Source organism: Indibacter alkaliphilus LW1 (assembly GCF_000295935.2).
GTDB classification, from domain to species: Bacteria; Bacteroidota; Bacteroidia; order Cytophagales; family Cyclobacteriaceae; genus Indibacter; species Indibacter alkaliphilus.
Genome location: NZ_ALWO02000031.1, coordinates 28,660 through 45,047 on the forward strand (window position 1 = coordinate 28,660; position 16,388 = coordinate 45,047).

Sequence of the window (16,388 nt, forward strand, 5' to 3'; positions counted from 1 at the left end):
TTTACTCACTGATTTTTTTGAAGATGACGGAAGCATTGTGCCCACCAAATCCAAATGTATTACTTAGCGCAGCTCTTATTTCTCTTTTTTGAGCTTTATTGAATGTCAGATTTAGCTTAGAGTCAAATTCCTCATCATCAGTGAAGTGGTTGATGGTAGGAGGTACCAGACTATTTTGGATAGAAAGAATAGACGCAATAGCTTCTATAGCTCCAGCTGCACCCAAAAGGTGACCTGTCATTGATTTGGTACTGCTGATATTCAATTTGTAAGCATGTTCCCCAAATACTTTTTGGATTGCTTTAACTTCACTGACATCTCCTAGTGGAGTAGAAGTCCCATGGACGTTGACATAGTCTATATCTTCAGGCTGCATTCCTGCATCTTCTAAGGCATGAAGCATTACATTAGTTGCTCCGGCTCCATCAGGATGTGGTGCAGTAATGTGATATGCGTCAGCTGTCATTCCCCCTCCAACTATTTCAGCGTAAATCTTTGCACCTCTGGCTATGGCATGATCATAATCTTCAAGGATCAGACATCCTGCACCTTCTCCAAGTACAAAGCCATCCCTTTCTTTGTCAAAAGGTCTGGATGCCGTTGTTGGAGAATCATTTCTCTGCGAAAGCGCTTTGAGTGCATTGAAACCACCAACACCGGCTTCGGTGATGGTTGCCTCTGTGCCACCAGTGACAAAAATGTCTGCCTTGCCTAACCTGATGTAATTGAATGCATCAATGATGGCGTTGGTTGCAGAAGCACAAGCTGATACAGTAACGAAGTTCGGCCCTCTAAAACCATATTTTATGGAAATAAAACCGGCACAGATATCGGCAATCATTTTAGGGATAAAGAAAGGGTTGAACCTTGGGGTTCCATCTCCTTTAACGAAATCGGTTACTTCATCCTGAAATGAACGAAGGCCGCCAATTCCTGAACCCATGATGACACCTGCTCTGTGAAGGTTGATTTTTTCAAGATCCAGTCCTGCATCTATAATCGCTTGGTCTGCTGCGATCAAACCCATTTGGGTAAAAAGATCCATTTTTCTCGCCTCTTTTCTGTCAATAAACTGATCAACGTCCAAGTTTTTGACTTCACAGGCGAATTGTGTTTTGAATAGAGAGGCATCAAATCTAGTAATAGGTCCAGCACCGCTCACACCATTTGATAGTCCGTTCCAAAATTCCGGAACGGTATTACCAATTGGTGTAAGGGCACCTAAACCTGTTACTACAACTCTTCTTAAATTCATAAATGAATTTTAAGTGATTTATGATTTAACGTTTGCTTCCAGATAGCTGACAGCTTGACCTACAGTGCCAATCTGCTCTGCTTGATCATCCGGAATAGAAATGTTGAATTCTTTTTCGAATTCCATAATGAGCTCTACTGTGTCCAGAGAGTCAGCCCCTAGATCGTTGGTGAAGCTTGCCTCAGGAGTAACTTCAGATTCTTCAACGCCTAGTTTATCAACGATAATGGCTTTTACTTTTTGTGCTATGTCAGACATTTTTTGAACAGTTTAAATTAAAACACTCCGCAAAGAAATATATTTAAAACCTTAATGCCAAAAAAATGATGGAAGTAAATTCAAAGTATGGCAGGCTTTCAAGAAAGTTGATGGAATATTCCTAACTTTGTTTTTTCTAAATTCTTCCCTTAATGAAGAAAATAAAGCTGATAGTTGAACATAGTTATGATTTTGAACTTTTGGGAATTGTCGCACCCCTCAAAGACTATAAAATGGCTTGGTTGCTCAATCAAAACCTGGGTTTGCATCTGGTGAAAAACCCGGATTTTAGAATGGAATTCAAAGACGATGTCAAAATTGAAATTTCCCGGTTTATGGAGGAAAAAGAACATGGATTTGTGCAACTGCTCAAGAATAAATCCCTGTCGCCAGACATTCATTCTGCTTATCTTGTTCCTGAACTTAGGATCATGGATTACTTCCTTCTCCTGCAGGATCACACCTTCGAATTGAATATTAATGCTTATATTGAGCGCTTAAGTCAAGTTCGTCTCATCCAGAACATTGTTAAACTTGATATTTCAAAAATCAAATCAAAAGAAAATCTACTTACCTATTAATTCTAAATTAAATATGAGTATTGCTCTTTACAAAAAAACCAAAATTCTAGCAACAATAGGCCCAGCATCCAATAACTCAGACACTTTGGCAAGTTTGGCTAGTGCAGGTGCAAATGTGTTTAGACTGAATTTTTCTCATGGAGATCACAAAATCCATGCGGAGGTCATCAAGATGATCAGAGCCCTCAATGAAGAGAAAAGCCTGAACTTAGGGATTCTACAAGATCTTCAAGGCCCAAAAATCCGTGTGGGAGAAATGGAAAATGGAGGTGTATTGATCTCTGCGGGACAAAAAATCACGATCACAAATGACCCTGTGGTAGGAAATGCAGAATTAGTAAGTACAGTGTATCAAAATCTCCCCAATGATGTCAAGGCAGGTGATAGGATCCTGATCGATGACGGGAATATTGAGCTTGCTGTGAATAACACTGATGGCAAAAATGTAAGATGTGTTGTAATTCATGGAGGAATGTTGAAGTCCCGAAAAGGAATCAATCTTCCCAATACTAAGGTGTCAGCACCTTCCCTTACCGAAAAAGATCTTGAAGACCTTGAATTCGGTCTTGAACAAGATGTGGATTGGATTGCGCTTTCATTTGTTCGATCTGCGGATGATATCAAAGATTTGAGAGATAGAATCCAGGCCGCAGGAAGGGATTGTAAAATCGTTGCAAAAATTGAAAAGCCAGAGGCTCTTCAGAATATTGATGAAATTATTGAGGCTACAGATGCAATCATGGTAGCTAGGGGTGACCTTGGTGTAGAAGTTCCTATGGAAACCGTTCCCTTATGGCAAAAACAAATGGTTCAGAAATGCAAACTGGCCTGTAAGCCTGTGATCATTGCCACCCAGATGTTGGAGAGCATGACTACTCATCCAAGGCCAACCAGAGCAGAGACTAATGATGTTGCTACTGCTGTTTTGGATGGAGCTGATGCTGTGATGCTTTCTGCCGAAACTGCCTCAGGACAGTTTCCTGTAAATGCGGTGAAGGCTATGAGCAGTATCATCAACTATATTGAAAACAACTCGGACGTATTCCATCATTTGTATAAGATTCCGGAAGATGACCCTAACTTTTATTCGAAAAACCTGACCTTAATGGCGGCAAGGCTTTCTAGAAACGTGAAAGCCAAAGCACTTGTCGGTATTACAAGTTCGGGAATGACGGCGTTGAGACTTGCATCATTTAGGCCATTGGCCAATCTATTGGTTTTTACAAGAAATAAGAAATTGATGACTCAGCTAAGTTTAGTGTGGGGCGTAAGATCCTATTATTATTCCAGCAATATTTCTACAGATGCCACTTTCATGGATATTCAAAACCAATTGAAAAAGGATGGTTTCGTCAAAAAGGGTGATATTATCATCAATACAGCTAGTATGCCACTGAAAGCCAAAGGCAGAACTAACATGCTTAAAATCCATGAAGTAGAGTAATTAAAGACCACCATATATTGTTTGAAAAAAGCTGTTTACTTGTAGACAGCTTTTTTTTCTTCAACTGATTAATATTGAGTGCTTTCCTTTCGTTTATTTTTTAATCTGCAATTCACTGAGTAATAGCTACGGTTCAACCATTAAATAAGACAGTTCAAAAAGTAAATAAATCCATTTGAGAAAATAGATGTTTATACACTAAAACTAAACATTATCAACTATGGAAAAATTATTTAAGTACATGTTAATGGGTGCATTTCTTTTTGTGATTGCAGCCTGTAATGATGAAGACGATCAACCACCGGTGCAACCAGATCCAGAAGCACCTAACTTGGTAGAAGCAGCAAATGAAGCTGGTCTGACTACTTTAGTAGCAGCTGTACAGGCAGTTCCAGGTTTGGCCCCTGCACTTTTAAATGCTGAAGCAATTACTGTTTTCGCTCCAACAAATCAAGCATTTGAGGCAGCTTTGGAAGCATTTGAGGCAAGCAATCTTAATGAACTTGTAGAAAGGTTGGGAGGCGTAGAGAACTTAGAAACAGTCTTAGGTTTTCATGTTGTTCCTGCAGTAGCTTTTGCTGCTGATTTAAATGCTAATAATACTTTTACAACATTAGCTGGACAGTCTCTGGATGTAAATGTTAGCGGTGGAAATGTTACAGTGGTTGATGCTACTGGTGCGACAGCCAACGTGGTTACTGCAGATGTGGAAATTGCAAATGGTGTAGTTCATGTAATCGATGGTGTATTACTGCCAGAGCTTGAAGATGCTGAAGAGCCTGCTCCAAATCTAGTGGAAGCAGCAACTGAAGCTGAATTAAATATTCTTCTTTCTGCAGTCACTGCTGTTGATGGCTTAGCAGACGCTCTTTTAAACGCTGAAGCAATTACTGTATTTGCACCAACTGACGAAGCCTTCGCTGCAGCCTTGGAAGCTTTCAATGCTGAAACTTTAGATCAATTGGTTGCTAGAATTGGTGGTGTTGAAAATCTTGAAACTGTACTTGGATTTCATGTTGTTCCAGCTGTTGCTTTTTCCGGAGATCTTGAAGCCACAAATGTATTTCCGACCCTAGGCGGACAGGAAATCACGGTGAATGCAGGCTCTGAAGGTGTAACTGTTACAGATGCTTTAGGTAATACGGTAAATGTGATTGCTGCTGATGTGGCAATTGAAAATGGTGTAGTTCATGTTATAGATGGTGTATTACTTCCTGAATTGTCTTTTCCAAATATTGTGGAAGCAGCAGTTGCAGCAGATTTGACTGTTCTTATAGAGGCTGTATTGGCAGCTGGTCTTGATGAAGCACTTCTTGACGCTGAAGATGTAACAGTATTTGCTCCAACCAATGAAGCTTTTGTAAACTTGCTTGCTGCTCTGGAAGTAGATTCTTTAGAAGAATTGATTGATGCTTTAGGAGCAGAAGCTGTTGCGACTGTATTACAATTCCACGTAGTACCTACGGTTGCATTCTCTTTTGATTTAGCAGAAGGTGACAACGAAGTTCCTACATTAGCAGGTGAGAATCTCACTGTTACAAGAAATGGTTCTACAGTAACCGTGACAGATGCTGCTGGAAGTACTTATTCTGTGGTAGCTGCAGATGTTGCCATTGAAAATGGTGTTGTCCATGTAATTGATGGAGTTTTACTTCCAACATTAGACTAAACTCTAAAAACAAAAGGTAAGGGTTTTCCTTACCTTTTGTTTTCTTTTTTGATCTCATAATAATCTAACTCTCCTTCTTCTTACGTTAGTTTCTGAAAAGTTTTTAAACCATACCCCTATGTTTGACCACCGCTACAAATTTGTGTTTCCGGGTTTGCTGGCGGTTTATTCATTTTTGAATATACAGTTGTTAGATGGAGACAGGTTATTCCAAGCAGAAATTGAGTCCAGCAAGCTTTTTTACCTTATTTTCTTTCTTTGTTATGCAGTTTGGTTAGCTAACTGGCTTATTGAAAAATATGCTTTAAAGAAGTTTGAAAAGCACCATCCACTCTTGATTCAATTTGGTTGCAGTCTTGTAGCGGTGAGTTTGATATGTTTAATTTCTGTATACGCTACTGGGTTGTTCTTTGGAGATCCTTACAGCTATTCAATGACCAATCTCTTGCTAACCAGTGGTTTTTCTTTTAGAATCAACCTTTTTCTCAATAGTATCAATGCTATTTATTTTTTCAGCAAAAAACTAAAGGAAAAGGCAGTAGAAGCAGAGAGGCTTCAAACATTGAATATGTCCGCAAAACTGGAGTCTCTTAATTCTCAGATTAATCCACATTTTTTCTTCAACAATCTCAGTGCTTTGTCGGCTTTAATCCATGAAGATGTAAAATTGGCTGATGCCTACCTTCAGAAGCTGTCAACGATTTATAGGTATATTCTTAACAACAAGGATAAGGAATTGGTCAGTTTGCGGGAAGAACTTAATTTTTTAAAAAATTATGTAGCTTTGTTAAGTATCAGATTTCAGGAATCTCTGAGCTTTAAAATTGAAGTAGATGAGTCTTGTACAAATTTACTCCTGCCCCCTGCTGTACTACAACTATTGGTCGAGAATGTGGTCAAACACAACTATTTCACCATTTCTGAGCCTATTGAGGTTTTGATTCATGCTGACTGCGATTACATTATTATACGCAATAAAAAGCAGTTGAAAGATGCAGTTGACTTTTCAACTGGTATTGGTCTTCAAAACATATCCGATAGATACAGGTTTCTAGGAAGTGAAATCAATGTAATGAATGCAGAGGGATACTTTGAGGTAAAGCTCCCACTGATAAAAACTTATGAGAACCGCAATCATAGAAGACGAGCCACTAGCCCTTAGTAGGTTGGAAAAAATAATCAGGCAGTATAGGCCTGACTGGGATGTTTTGTATAAAGGTCAAAGCATCAAAGAACTCAATTCCATTCTAGAAGAAAAAGATGCTATAGATCTCTTACTTTGTGATATTCACCTTGCTGATGGGTTGAGCTTCAAAGCACTGAAAGGTAAAAGTCTTAATTTTCCAGTGATTTTTATAACCGCCTATGATGAGTATGCACTTCGCTCTTTTGATCACAACTGTATAGATTATATTCTCAAGCCGATAGATGAGGAAAGACTACTCAGATCTTTTGAGAAAGTCGAGAGTTTTGGAAAAAATACGGTCAATGAGCAATTCACCCCTGATTTTTTTGAAAAAATCATTAGGGAATATCAAACCAAGACTTACAAAAAAAGATTTTTGAGTAAAATTGGGAAAAGAATAAGGTTCGTCCCAGCAGAAGATGTTTCCTACTTTCTATCCGAGGGGGGCGTAACTTACTTGGTAGAGAGGGAGTCCAATAAAAAATATCTTGTTGATTACAGTCTTCAGGAGCTGGAAGAGTTTTTATTGGACCCTAATAAATTTTACAGGATCAATAGGTCAACGATTATACATTTAGATGCTTTAAATGAAATGAAGCCCTACATCAATGGCAGGTTGTTACTTTCCATGAATGTTGTCAGTGATACAAAAATCATAGTGGCCAGAGAGAGGGTTCAGGACTTTAAAATATGGATAAATCAATAAAATTATGGTGAAAAAGCTCTTCATTTTTTTTGTTTTCAGCGGTGTTTTTAATTTTGCCTTTGGTCAAAATGACGTAGCTAGATTAGATTCTTTGGAAAAAACCGTCCTATTGCTTGAAAAAGAGGTCTACAACATTAATCTAAATCTCCACCAATCTCAAAGCCAACTGAAAGCAGGTATTCTTGTCGCAACTGTTGGCTATACTGTAACCATCATTGGAGGACAACTTCTCGGAACCAGACCTCAACTTGGAGAGGCCTTACTCTATGCCGGTGGGGCAATTGGGATAGCAGGGACAGTGGTTTTGGTTAGAGGCTTCAATAAAATCAGTCTTGGACCTCCCAGACCTCCCAAGAGGTATCAGCCATGATCAAATGGAGTTTTTGGGGCCTTTTGGGCTAACCATCAAGACACTTTCCTTATCGACCATGACCGCTCCTGGTGCAGAACCTTTTACTTTTCGTACAAACTTAGCTGGAGTGCAAATTACCGGTGCCAAAGATTCGTTTTTATGCTTCGAATAATACGCAGCCAATTCGGCAGCCCTTTCAATGACAGTTTTGGGGAAATTTATATCTGACCTGTATTTGAGGATTACATGTGAACCTGAAACATCTTTTGCATGAAGCCATAAATCATCTTTCCATACAAAGTGTCTTAGAAGTTCGTCATTTGCCTTTGCGGATTTACCTACGAGTATTTCAAAACCCTCTTCTTCAAAACGCTTGAATGGCACCTGTTCTTCTTTTTCCTTTTGCTGTCCTACCAATCGGTTGGTCTTAACAAAATCTTTCAGTTCCCTGAAATGGGAGATGTTATTTATTTTTTCAATCCATGATAGAGATTGATTAAGCTGAATCTGCTTCTGTTCCAGGTTTTCTTCCAAATGCTCAATTTCCTTTTTTCGGTTTTTTGACTTTCTATACAAGGATTCTGCATATTTTTGAGGAGTTTGATTTGGTTTGAGTTTGATCAATTCTTCCTTCTGGGTATAAAAATTAAATAATGTAACATCTTTGGTTCCCGTAGGAATAAGGTGAAGGTTGGCCATGATGATGTCAGCCACTTGTGATGGTGCCCCCCCCTCTTTTATTTCCTGTAACTTTTCCTTGGTTTTGGCGATGTAAGCCTTTGTTCTTTTTTTTTTTTCTTCAAAAATCTTCAACCATTGATTTTTTTCCTTTTCAAAAGCCTGAACGACTACTTTGTAGCGAAACAGTTCATTGCATGCCTGGATTGGGTCAGCAGTATCAAAAATAGCCTTTTCTTCAGGAAGAAGGCTGAGGTTGAAATTCACGCCTTCTTTGACTATGCTGTAGTGAGGAGTGTCTAAAAGTTCAAAGAGTTCGTTGATCAGGTTCCACTTTTTTTCTAAACTGCCTTCAATATATCCTCGTTGTTTTAACCACGCTCTCGGGATTTTTCCCAAAGTCGGAATAAATTTCGAGGCATTCCCTTCAAGAGTCTCAAACCGCTCGTAGCCAAGATCTAAATCAACATGAAGTGTGTCAAATTGAGTGTTTTTATCATCTCTAAGCTCGTTTCTGAAAAGCAAGGCCGGTAACTTAGAGCCTGATTCATATAACAAAATATTGCTTCTTGTTCCGTGAAGTTTAAAAACCAGCTTAATTCCTGAGTCCAACCCTATCCAAAAGGCTCTTTCGTTTGAAAAAACCTGTATTTCTTCGATACTATTTCCCGGTAGTTGAGGGAAAAGGGAAATGGTGTTTTTTTTACTTCTTTTAAAATCTTCAGGGAAAGAAAGTGCTGATACAACAGGCAGGAGGTTAGCTCTGATATAAAGCTGTGAACTGTCATCAACACAGCCTATGACGAGTTCATCTTTGTTTTGTGAAAAACATTCCACAATAGATTTACCCCTTAGCTGTTTTTCAAGTTGAGGACAGAGAAACCTGAGAAAATGGTAATTGAAATGCATTTAATTGACTTGTATTTTGAGACCATCGTAGGCAAGTCGGATGTTTGGAGGTAATCCATTTTCTATTTCATGATGAGTTCCCAGTTTATGGCTGATGTGTGTGAAGTAGGCCATTTCAGGTTTTAATTCTTCAACAATTTCCACAGCTTCTTCCAGTGTGAAATGAGAGATATGGTGAGTTTTTTGAAGTGCGTTTACTACCAGAACTTTGGTTCCTCTGATTTTATCCATTTCTTCAGGTGAGATGGTTTTTGCATCAGTAATGTAAGTAAAGTCCCCGATTCTAAAACCAAAAACCGGCAACCTATAATGCATTACCTCAATAGGGATAATCTCAATGCCCTCTACTGTAAATGGTGCGTTTTGAATTACATGTGGCTCTACTGCTGGGACTCCGGGGTATTTGATTTCTTCAAAAACGTATGCAAATTCTTTTTTTATCTGAGTGAGAACTTTTTTGGTACAAAAAATTGGCATGTCCTTCTTCTGTACGAAATTAAAAGACCTAATGTCATCCATTCCTGCAGTATGATCCTTATGCTCGTGGGTGAAAAGTACAGCGTCCAATTTTTTAATTCTTTCCCTCAGCATTTGGGATCTAAAATCAGGCCCCGTATCAATGACAATGGACTTGCCAAAAACTTCAATGTGGATGGCACTTCGGGTTCTTTTATCTCTGAAGTCTAGCGAACTGCATACCGGACAATCACAACAGATTACCGGAACTCCCTGAGAAGTGCCTGTGCCTAAAAATGTAACTTTCAAAGCTTGAGTTCAGTTTGCTGAAGCTCTCCAATCAAGTCCTGTATTTTCTTGTCTTCAAAGTCTTTGGGTTTAAACCCTATGTCTTTAATGATATCTATCAGGGTATTGATTTTTCCGTCCAGCGTGTAATATTTATTGATGATCACAATTTTACTTTCTTTCAGTATGCAGTATCCGGATTTGAAATTTCCTTTTTCGTACCTCAAAATGTATTCGGAGGCTGCAAAGATATTTTCGAGCTTATCCAGAAAACTTTTGGTATACTTGATACTCATGACTTTGGGACTTAAGAAAGGTGTTTTCTGACTGTGGCTAGTAGGAGGTCATAATCAAGGGGCTTTTGTACATAATCATCTAGGCCTGCTTTCTTAAAATCATCCAATGTGTAATTCTTGTAATTCCCTGTGATGGCAACAATAGGTATACCTGCTTTTTCTTTGTCCTGCAAAGACCTGATTGCTTTGGTACACTCAATTCCATCCATTACCGGCATATTGATGTCCATCAGGATGAGATCAAAATCTTCCTTTTCCAAGGAATCCAACACTTGTTTACCGTTCTTCACAGCCTTGATTTCATAATTTTCAAACATCAATACATTCTTGGTGAGATTGATGATGACTGAACTGTCTTCGGCTACAAGCACTTTTCTTGACTTTGTCATGGATAAAATAATTGAGTATTTTGAAAATGGGTTTTGAACGAACTATAAAGTTTCTTTAAATATAAATAATCCTCAAAGGTATTTTCAAAGTTGCTGTTTTTTATACTTTTTTCAAATGCCTCTGCGAATTTATAAAGCTGTATTGCGCCTAAAGTACCTGAATTTCCCTTTAAAATATGTAATTTATTCCCTATTTCAGAAAAATTCTCTGACCTTATGGATGATTCTATCTCAGAAAGCAGTCTTTCTGATTCTTCAAAGAAATCTTCAAAAACTGTAAGAATATTTTGAGGATTGTTGTACTTCAAAAGCTGGGAGATGATTTTCTGATCTATGATATCATAATCTTCCCAATCCTTTGGGGCTGGAGTTTGTGCAATAGAACTCTCTTCAATAAATCTTTGAATGGTTTCAAGAAGCAATTTTGGTTTGACCGGCTTCGGGATGAAATCATCAAAACCTGTGGACAGAAAGTAATCCCTGTCGCTTTCTGTGGCGAATGCTGAAACGGCAATTACAGGAGCCATAGTGAGCTGATCTGATCTGAGAGATTTCAAGGTATTGATCCCGTCCAGAATAGGCATTTGAATATCCATTAAAATAAGATCAAACTCATCATTTTGCAGTTTTTGAAGTGCTATAGTTCCATTTTCAGCAGTATCAAAATTATATACCTGCCCGATGATGTTTTCGAAAACCCTGCGATTCAGGTTGTTGTCATCAACTATTAGTATCTTTTTATTTTTCATTTGATTTGTGATACTTTTGGCAAGTATACTCATAAGATACTAAAGTAATGTTCCTGTGGGAGAAAAGAAATATTTAATTGTTATAGTAGGGCCAACAGCTGTTGGAAAAACAGAATTGTGTATCCAATTGGCCAATTGGATGGACACTGAAATCGTATCTGCTGATAGTAGACAGTTTTTTATCGAAACCAATATTGGAACGGCTAAACCTAGCCCAGAGGAGTTATCAAGAGCAAAACACCACTTGGTTGATTTTATTTCAATTGAGAATAATTATGATGTTAAGTCTTTTGAAAAAAATGCACTTACTGTCTTAGATAATATTTTCAAGGAACGCGAAACTGCAATTCTAACTGGAGGTTCCGGAATGTACGTTGATGCGGTGTGTAAGGGGATGGATGATATTCCAGATGTAGATCCAAAAATCAGGGCACAGGTAATCGAGGAGTATCGATCTAGAGGCTTAACCTACCTACAGGAAGAAGTCAAAGAAATCGACCCGTCTTACTTCGAAAAAGTTGATATAAACAACCCTCAAAGATTGATGCGTGCCGTTGAAGTGTTTAGGGGGACAGGCTTTCCATTTAGTTCTTTTCGAAAGAAAAAAACAGCCAATAGACCTTTTGAAATCATCAAAATTGGATTGGAAAGAGAAAGACAGGAACTGTATGAAAGGATTGATAGGCGTATGGATATCATGCTGTCAGAAGGACTGAAAGAGGAGGCAGAAAAGCTGTTCCCCTTGAGGAAACTGAATGCACTGCAGACTGTAGGGTACACAGAAATCTTTGATTTTTTGGAAGGGAAATATGATTGGGAAGAAACTGTACGGTTATTAAAAAGGAACTCAAGAAGGTATGCAAAAAGGCAGTTGACTTGGTTCAGGCGGGACGAAGAGATCAAATGGTTTCATCCGGAATCTGTGGAAGAGATTAAAAAATATATTGAGGCTAGTCTTGTCAAATCAGAATGACACTCAAATATCAATCAATGGCTTTATGCCCCATCAATTTGGCCACATAGCTGTATGGTTTTTTTTTGACTAGCTTGTTGTATTGGGATACGATAAGTTTAATCCCTTTATAGGGTTCTGATACATTGTTTTTGAATTTTGCTTGCTGATCTACCTGGAGCTCTGTTTTTGCCTGAATATAGATAGTTTTTAGGTTTTGGAGATGGGGACTGTCAATATTTACAACTTTTTGATCTGACAAATTCATTTCATTCAATGCTACCAGCATTTCTTTGAGAAGCGCCTGGATTCTTGCTTTCTTGGTATTCATGCTGTGGTTGACAGTCATGAAGAAAAGAAAAATCGCAGCACTCATTGTGGCAATAATTGGAATAAAACCCATGTTTAAATACTTAAGATTTCCAATAATTTAAGGTGATCATCTTTGAGATGTTTGGTTTTAGTGACACAGTCTTCAAAAGCTGTATAAATGACCTCTCCATTGACAATCCCGGCCATGCAATTTTGTTTGCCCATCATAAGTCCCTCTACTGCTGCCATACCGCATCTGGAAGCCAATACACGATCCCTTGCTGTTGGGTTTCCTCCTCTTTGAATATGTCCCAAAGTAGTGACTTTAAATTCTTTATCGGGATCGTTAATTTTAGTTTTCACCTTTTCCATGATTTCTTCAGCACCTCCTTCTTCGTCTCCCTCTGCAACCACGATTATTGAAGAAGATTTAGATTTTCTGAGGTTTTTGAGTGATTTAGTGACTTGTTTGAGGTCAGTTTGGGTTTCGGGAAGCATTACAAATTCAGCCCCTCCGCCAATTCCACATTCCAAGGCTATATATCCTGAATCTCTTCCCATTACTTCTACAAAAAAGATTCTGTCATGGGCCGCTGCCGTATCTCTGATTTTATCAATGGCCTCCAAGGCTGTATTGACTGCTGTATCAAAGCCAATGGTGTAATCAGTTCCGAAAATATCGTTGTCTATAGTGCCTGGACAGCCAACTGTAGGAATACCATATTCTTCAAAAAATACTTTTGCACCGGTAAAGCTACCGTCACCTCCAATGACTACCAAGCCTTCAATTCCAAAATCCTTTAATTTTTGAAAGGCTTTTTTTCTGCCCTCTGCAGTCCTGAACTCTTCACTTCTTGCAGATTTCAGAATTGTGCCACCTCTTTGGATAATGTTGCTTACAGAATAGGAATGCATTCTTTTGATTTGACCATTTATCATGCCCTCATAACCATAAGAAACACCATAAATTTCCAATTCCTTAAAAATCGCAGTTCTTACCACGGCTCTTATACATGCATTCATTCCTGGGGCATCCCCACCGGAAGTCAAAACAGCTATTTTTTTCATGTTCAATAGGCTTTTAAAGTTCCAAAAATACTCATAATTGGAAGCAAACAGTAAGATTCTTAAATTTCTTTGGGGAATAATTGTGTATTATCAGAAGTTCAGCCTTTTAAACCGGAAACTTAAAAATGGTTTATTTCAAAAATTGAAAAATGAGGCCGCCAATGGGAGCTAGTCTAAATTGGTGTGGTTCTAAAAATACTGGCGGCCCCGAATTATTAATCTGCCATCTGAGCGACTCTTTCGCCCAAAAGCATGACTTGGAATGTAACTACTTCGGAATAATATTTCTTATTCCCGTCTTTGTCCTCATAAGTTCTGTTGGATATCTTTCCATCTACAGCTATTTCGGAGCCTTTGTCGGTATACTTTTGTACTATCTCAGCAGCTTTTTCCCAAGCTACCACATTGTGCCATGTGGTTTCTTCCACACTCTCTCCTTTGTCATTTTTGTAAAAATCCTTGGTGGCCATTCTAAAGGTTGCCTTGATTTTTCCACTTTCTAATTCTTTAATTTCAGGTTTGGTACCTAATCTCCCGATTAGCTGTACCCTGTTTCTCATGTTACTCATTTTGATAATTGTTTAGGTTGATCTTAATTGAAATTTTAATTGCCCTTAAAGCTTTACCCTAATTTCGGAGCTATGGCTGAATCTCTCCTAATTTTAATCGGATATATCCGTTTATATCCGATTAATCCTGCTGATTTGCCTTTAAAGCCACTTTTGTATAAGATCAGGCATTTATTTCACCTTTCTCATTAAATATGTAGATTGACCATCTGAAACCAATACTTATAGCGACATGAAAAAAATCAACCTTTTTATTTTCTTGTTTATCTTGGGGTTCTCCTTGGCAAATGCTCAGGAAAAAGAATCCAACAAAGATATTCCGGAAGCCCAAGTTTTCACTTCTACGCAGACTGTGAGGGTCAACGGAACAACACATAGCCTAAAAACCCGAGCCGGCACCATGTTGCTACGGGATGAAAACAATGAGCCTATCGCTTTACATGGGTTCACTGCATATTTTAAAGAAGATGGTCCTTCCAAAAGACCGATTATCTTTTCTTATAATGGTGGACCTGGATCTTCCTCCTACTGGCTTCATATGGGAGTAATGGGACCAAAGAGAATTGTAGTCAATGATCCTGGGTATACGCCTGCTGCACCTTACGAACTGGTCAATAATGATCATTCAATTTTGGATATGGCGGATGTGGTGATGATGGATCCAATTGGAACAGGGCTCAGCAAACCTGTCGGAAAAGCTGAAGGTAAAGATTTTTGGGGTGTAGATCAGGATATCAGGGCAATTAGCTTGTTTATCATGCAATTTCTGAAGGAATACGACAGACTTCAATCACCCAAATACCTTTTGGGTGAAAGCTACGGAACGATGCGTAATGCAGGTGTGATGAAATATCTGTTGGATAAAGGGTATGCACTCAACGGAGTGGTAATGGTTTCATCGGTATTTGACATCAGGTCTTTGGCTTTCCCAGTTCAGGAAAGTACTTCCTATTTGGTTCACTTTCCATCTTATGCTGCGACAGCTTGGTACCATGACAAAATCGCCAACAAAAATCCGGACTTGGAGGTTTTTGTAGATGAAGTAAGAACATTTACAGAGGAAGAATATCTGCCTGCCTTATTTAAAGGGGGGAGACTTTCTGATTCTGAAAAGGGAGCTATAGCTTCCAAAATGCAACAGTATACAGGAATTTCTTCAGAAATTTGGAAAAGAAATAATCTCAGAATGCGTGCAAATGAATTTTTTAATGAATTGCTGAGAGAAGAAGGAATGACTGTTGGAAGGTTGGATTCAAGATTTAAAGGGATCAACCCAATGCCTCAAAATCAATATTCAATTACAGACCCTCAGAGTGACGCCATCTCCCCTGCCTATACAGCTGGATTTTTGGATTACTTTCATAGAGATTTGGGTGTGAGTAAGGACCTTACTTACAAAACATCAGCCTATGCTTCACCGGGCTTTAAGTGGGACTGGTCCCACAAAGGCAATGAAGGTTGGGGAAGTATGATTTCTATCAATACTGCAATTGACATGGCTGATGCCATGAACAAGGATCCCAATCTGAAAGTGCTGATGATGAACGGGTATTATGATTTGGCTACTGTATTTTATGGAGTAGAACATACTGTAGATCAGATGAATCTTAGACCGGAAATCAGAGATAATATCATCATGACTTATTACGAGGCAGGACATATGTTTTATACCCATATGCCATCTTTAATCAAATTCAAAAAGGATCTGGCAGATTTTATCAAGGATACAACGCATGATTAGTTTTATGTTTAAAATCAAAGTAAAAAAAGGCACCCCAAAATTTCAGGGTGCCTTAATTTTAATGCAAAGGAAAGTTAATCTTTTTTCTCATTTCCGTTGGCGTCATACTTTTTAGACATTTCTTTGCCTTCATGGTCAAATTTGACCGCATAATATATTTTGCCATCTTCACCCATCATCTGCCATGCTTCTTTGATGCTGGCATCCTTGGTTTTTCCATCTTTTTTAATTGCCTCTTTTACTGGTTCAGGCAATCTATCCTTTTCGATTTTCACTTTTTCTTTTTCCTGAGTGAAAGAAATTTCGATTGCATTTACATTGTTAGGAGTAGCGATTGTCACCATTGGTGCAGCTGCAAGTCCTAAAACAAAGATTCCTGGAATAATTAATTTGGTTTTCATAATAATAGTTGGTTTAGTAAATAGATAATTTATTTATATATGTAAAGGGTAGTTAACTACCTCATTAAATTCAAATGATATTATTCAGTAATTATACCAAAAGTAAAAAAAGATAAAAAAATCACATTT

The 16,388-nt window shown here is 38.3% G+C and carries 19 protein-coding genes; 8 read left to right on the forward strand and 11 right to left on the reverse strand.

What is annotated here, in order from left to right:
- Window position 1: 1 nt before the first annotated feature.
- Window positions 2–1,255, reverse strand: a complete 1,254-nt coding sequence (gene fabF, locus A33Q_RS08385; protein WP_009034477.1) for a beta-ketoacyl-ACP synthase II — start codon at window positions 1,253–1,255, stop codon at window positions 2–4.
- Window positions 1,256–1,273: 18 nt separating this feature from the next.
- On the reverse strand, window positions 1,274–1,513 hold the full coding sequence (locus tag A33Q_RS08390; RefSeq protein ID WP_009034478.1) for an acyl carrier protein: 240 nt from the start codon (window positions 1,511–1,513) through the stop codon (window positions 1,274–1,276).
- A gap of 152 nt (window positions 1,514–1,665) precedes the next feature.
- On the opposite strand from A33Q_RS08390, the gene A33Q_RS08395 reads away from it, so the two are divergent.
- From A33Q_RS08395 to A33Q_RS08420, 6 genes are all read left to right on the forward strand, one after another.
- On the forward strand, window positions 1,666–2,094 hold the full coding sequence (locus tag A33Q_RS08395) for an IPExxxVDY family protein (RefSeq protein ID WP_009034479.1): 429 nt from the start codon (window positions 1,666–1,668) through the stop codon (window positions 2,092–2,094).
- A gap of 13 nt (window positions 2,095–2,107) precedes the next feature.
- A complete protein-coding gene (pyk, locus tag A33Q_RS08400; RefSeq protein WP_009034480.1) occupies window positions 2,108–3,538 on the forward strand; it encodes a pyruvate kinase in 1,431 nt (476 codons plus the stop codon).
- Window positions 3,539–3,785: 247 nt separating this feature from the next.
- The gene (locus A33Q_RS08405; protein ID WP_235062785.1) at window positions 3,786–5,207 is read left to right on the forward strand and encodes a fasciclin domain-containing protein; all 1,422 of its coding nucleotides are present in this window, start codon (window positions 3,786–3,788) and stop codon (window positions 5,205–5,207) included.
- 118 nt (window positions 5,208–5,325) lie between these two features.
- Window positions 5,326–6,369 carry a sensor histidine kinase gene (locus A33Q_RS08410; RefSeq protein WP_009034482.1) on the forward strand — a complete coding sequence of 348 codons (1,044 nt, stop codon included), beginning with the start codon at window positions 5,326–5,328 and terminating at the stop codon, window positions 6,367–6,369.
- The gene (locus tag A33Q_RS08415) at window positions 6,329–7,099 is read left to right on the forward strand and encodes a LytR/AlgR family response regulator transcription factor (RefSeq protein WP_009034483.1); all 771 of its coding nucleotides are present in this window, start codon (window positions 6,329–6,331) and stop codon (window positions 7,097–7,099) included. The genes A33Q_RS08410 and A33Q_RS08415 overlap by 41 nt, the downstream gene beginning before the upstream one ends.
- 4 nt (window positions 7,100–7,103) lie before the next feature.
- Window positions 7,104–7,469 carry a hypothetical protein gene (locus A33Q_RS08420; protein WP_009034484.1) on the forward strand — a complete coding sequence of 122 codons (366 nt, stop codon included), beginning with the start codon at window positions 7,104–7,106 and terminating at the stop codon, window positions 7,467–7,469.
- Here the strand turns inward: A33Q_RS08420 and A33Q_RS08425 are convergent, their stop codons facing one another.
- From A33Q_RS08425 to A33Q_RS08445, 5 genes are read right to left on the reverse strand one after another with little or no spacing between them, the layout of a single operon-like run.
- Window positions 7,470–9,038 (reverse strand): NFACT RNA binding domain-containing protein, encoded by a 1,569-nt coding sequence (locus A33Q_RS08425; protein ID WP_016254958.1) that lies wholly within the window; start codon window positions 9,036–9,038, stop codon window positions 7,470–7,472.
- Entirely contained in the window at window positions 9,039–9,803 is a 765-nt protein-coding gene (locus A33Q_RS08430; protein WP_009034485.1) for an MBL fold metallo-hydrolase, read from the reverse strand. It abuts the gene before it with no gap.
- Window positions 9,800–10,078 carry a hypothetical protein gene (locus A33Q_RS08435; RefSeq protein ID WP_009034486.1) on the reverse strand — a complete coding sequence of 93 codons (279 nt, stop codon included), beginning with the start codon at window positions 10,076–10,078 and terminating at the stop codon, window positions 9,800–9,802. The genes A33Q_RS08430 and A33Q_RS08435 overlap by 4 nt, the downstream gene beginning before the upstream one ends.
- A gap of 11 nt (window positions 10,079–10,089) precedes the next feature.
- Window positions 10,090–10,467 carry a response regulator gene (locus tag A33Q_RS08440; RefSeq protein ID WP_009034487.1) on the reverse strand — a complete coding sequence of 126 codons (378 nt, stop codon included), beginning with the start codon at window positions 10,465–10,467 and terminating at the stop codon, window positions 10,090–10,092.
- The gene (locus A33Q_RS08445) at window positions 10,464–11,216 is read right to left on the reverse strand and encodes an Hpt domain-containing response regulator (protein WP_009034488.1); all 753 of its coding nucleotides are present in this window, start codon (window positions 11,214–11,216) and stop codon (window positions 10,464–10,466) included. The genes A33Q_RS08440 and A33Q_RS08445 overlap by 4 nt, the downstream gene beginning before the upstream one ends.
- A 55-nt stretch (window positions 11,217–11,271) precedes the next feature.
- Between A33Q_RS08445 and miaA the strand changes: the two genes are divergently transcribed.
- Window positions 11,272–12,189, forward strand: coding sequence for a tRNA (adenosine(37)-N6)-dimethylallyltransferase MiaA (gene miaA / locus A33Q_RS08450; RefSeq protein WP_009034489.1), 918 nt, complete (start codon window positions 11,272–11,274; stop codon window positions 12,187–12,189).
- Between the two features lie 10 nt (window positions 12,190–12,199).
- Here the strand turns inward: miaA and A33Q_RS08455 are convergent, their stop codons facing one another.
- The 3 genes from A33Q_RS08455 to A33Q_RS08465 all read right to left on the reverse strand — a co-directional run bounded on the left by A33Q_RS08455 (window position 12,200) and on the right by A33Q_RS08465 (window position 14,117).
- Complete coding sequence (locus tag A33Q_RS08455; RefSeq protein ID WP_009034490.1) at window positions 12,200–12,571, reverse strand: hypothetical protein; 372 nt, start codon at window positions 12,569–12,571, stop codon at window positions 12,200–12,202.
- A 2-nt stretch (window positions 12,572–12,573) separates the two neighbouring features.
- Complete coding sequence (pfkA, locus tag A33Q_RS08460; RefSeq protein WP_009034491.1) at window positions 12,574–13,548, reverse strand: 6-phosphofructokinase; 975 nt, start codon at window positions 13,546–13,548, stop codon at window positions 12,574–12,576.
- 215 nt (window positions 13,549–13,763) lie between these two features.
- Window positions 13,764–14,117, reverse strand: a complete 354-nt coding sequence (locus tag A33Q_RS08465; protein WP_040490268.1) for a single-stranded DNA-binding protein — start codon at window positions 14,115–14,117, stop codon at window positions 13,764–13,766.
- A gap of 232 nt (window positions 14,118–14,349) precedes the next feature.
- On the opposite strand from A33Q_RS08465, the gene A33Q_RS08470 reads away from it, so the two are divergent.
- Window positions 14,350–15,858 (forward strand): S10 family peptidase, encoded by a 1,509-nt coding sequence (locus A33Q_RS08470; RefSeq protein ID WP_009034493.1) that lies wholly within the window; start codon window positions 14,350–14,352, stop codon window positions 15,856–15,858.
- Between the two features lie 74 nt (window positions 15,859–15,932).
- On the opposite strand, the gene A33Q_RS08475 is transcribed toward A33Q_RS08470, so the two are convergent.
- Entirely contained in the window at window positions 15,933–16,259 is a 327-nt protein-coding gene (locus tag A33Q_RS08475; protein WP_009034494.1) for a hypothetical protein, read from the reverse strand.
- Window positions 16,260–16,388 lie beyond the last annotated feature (129 nt).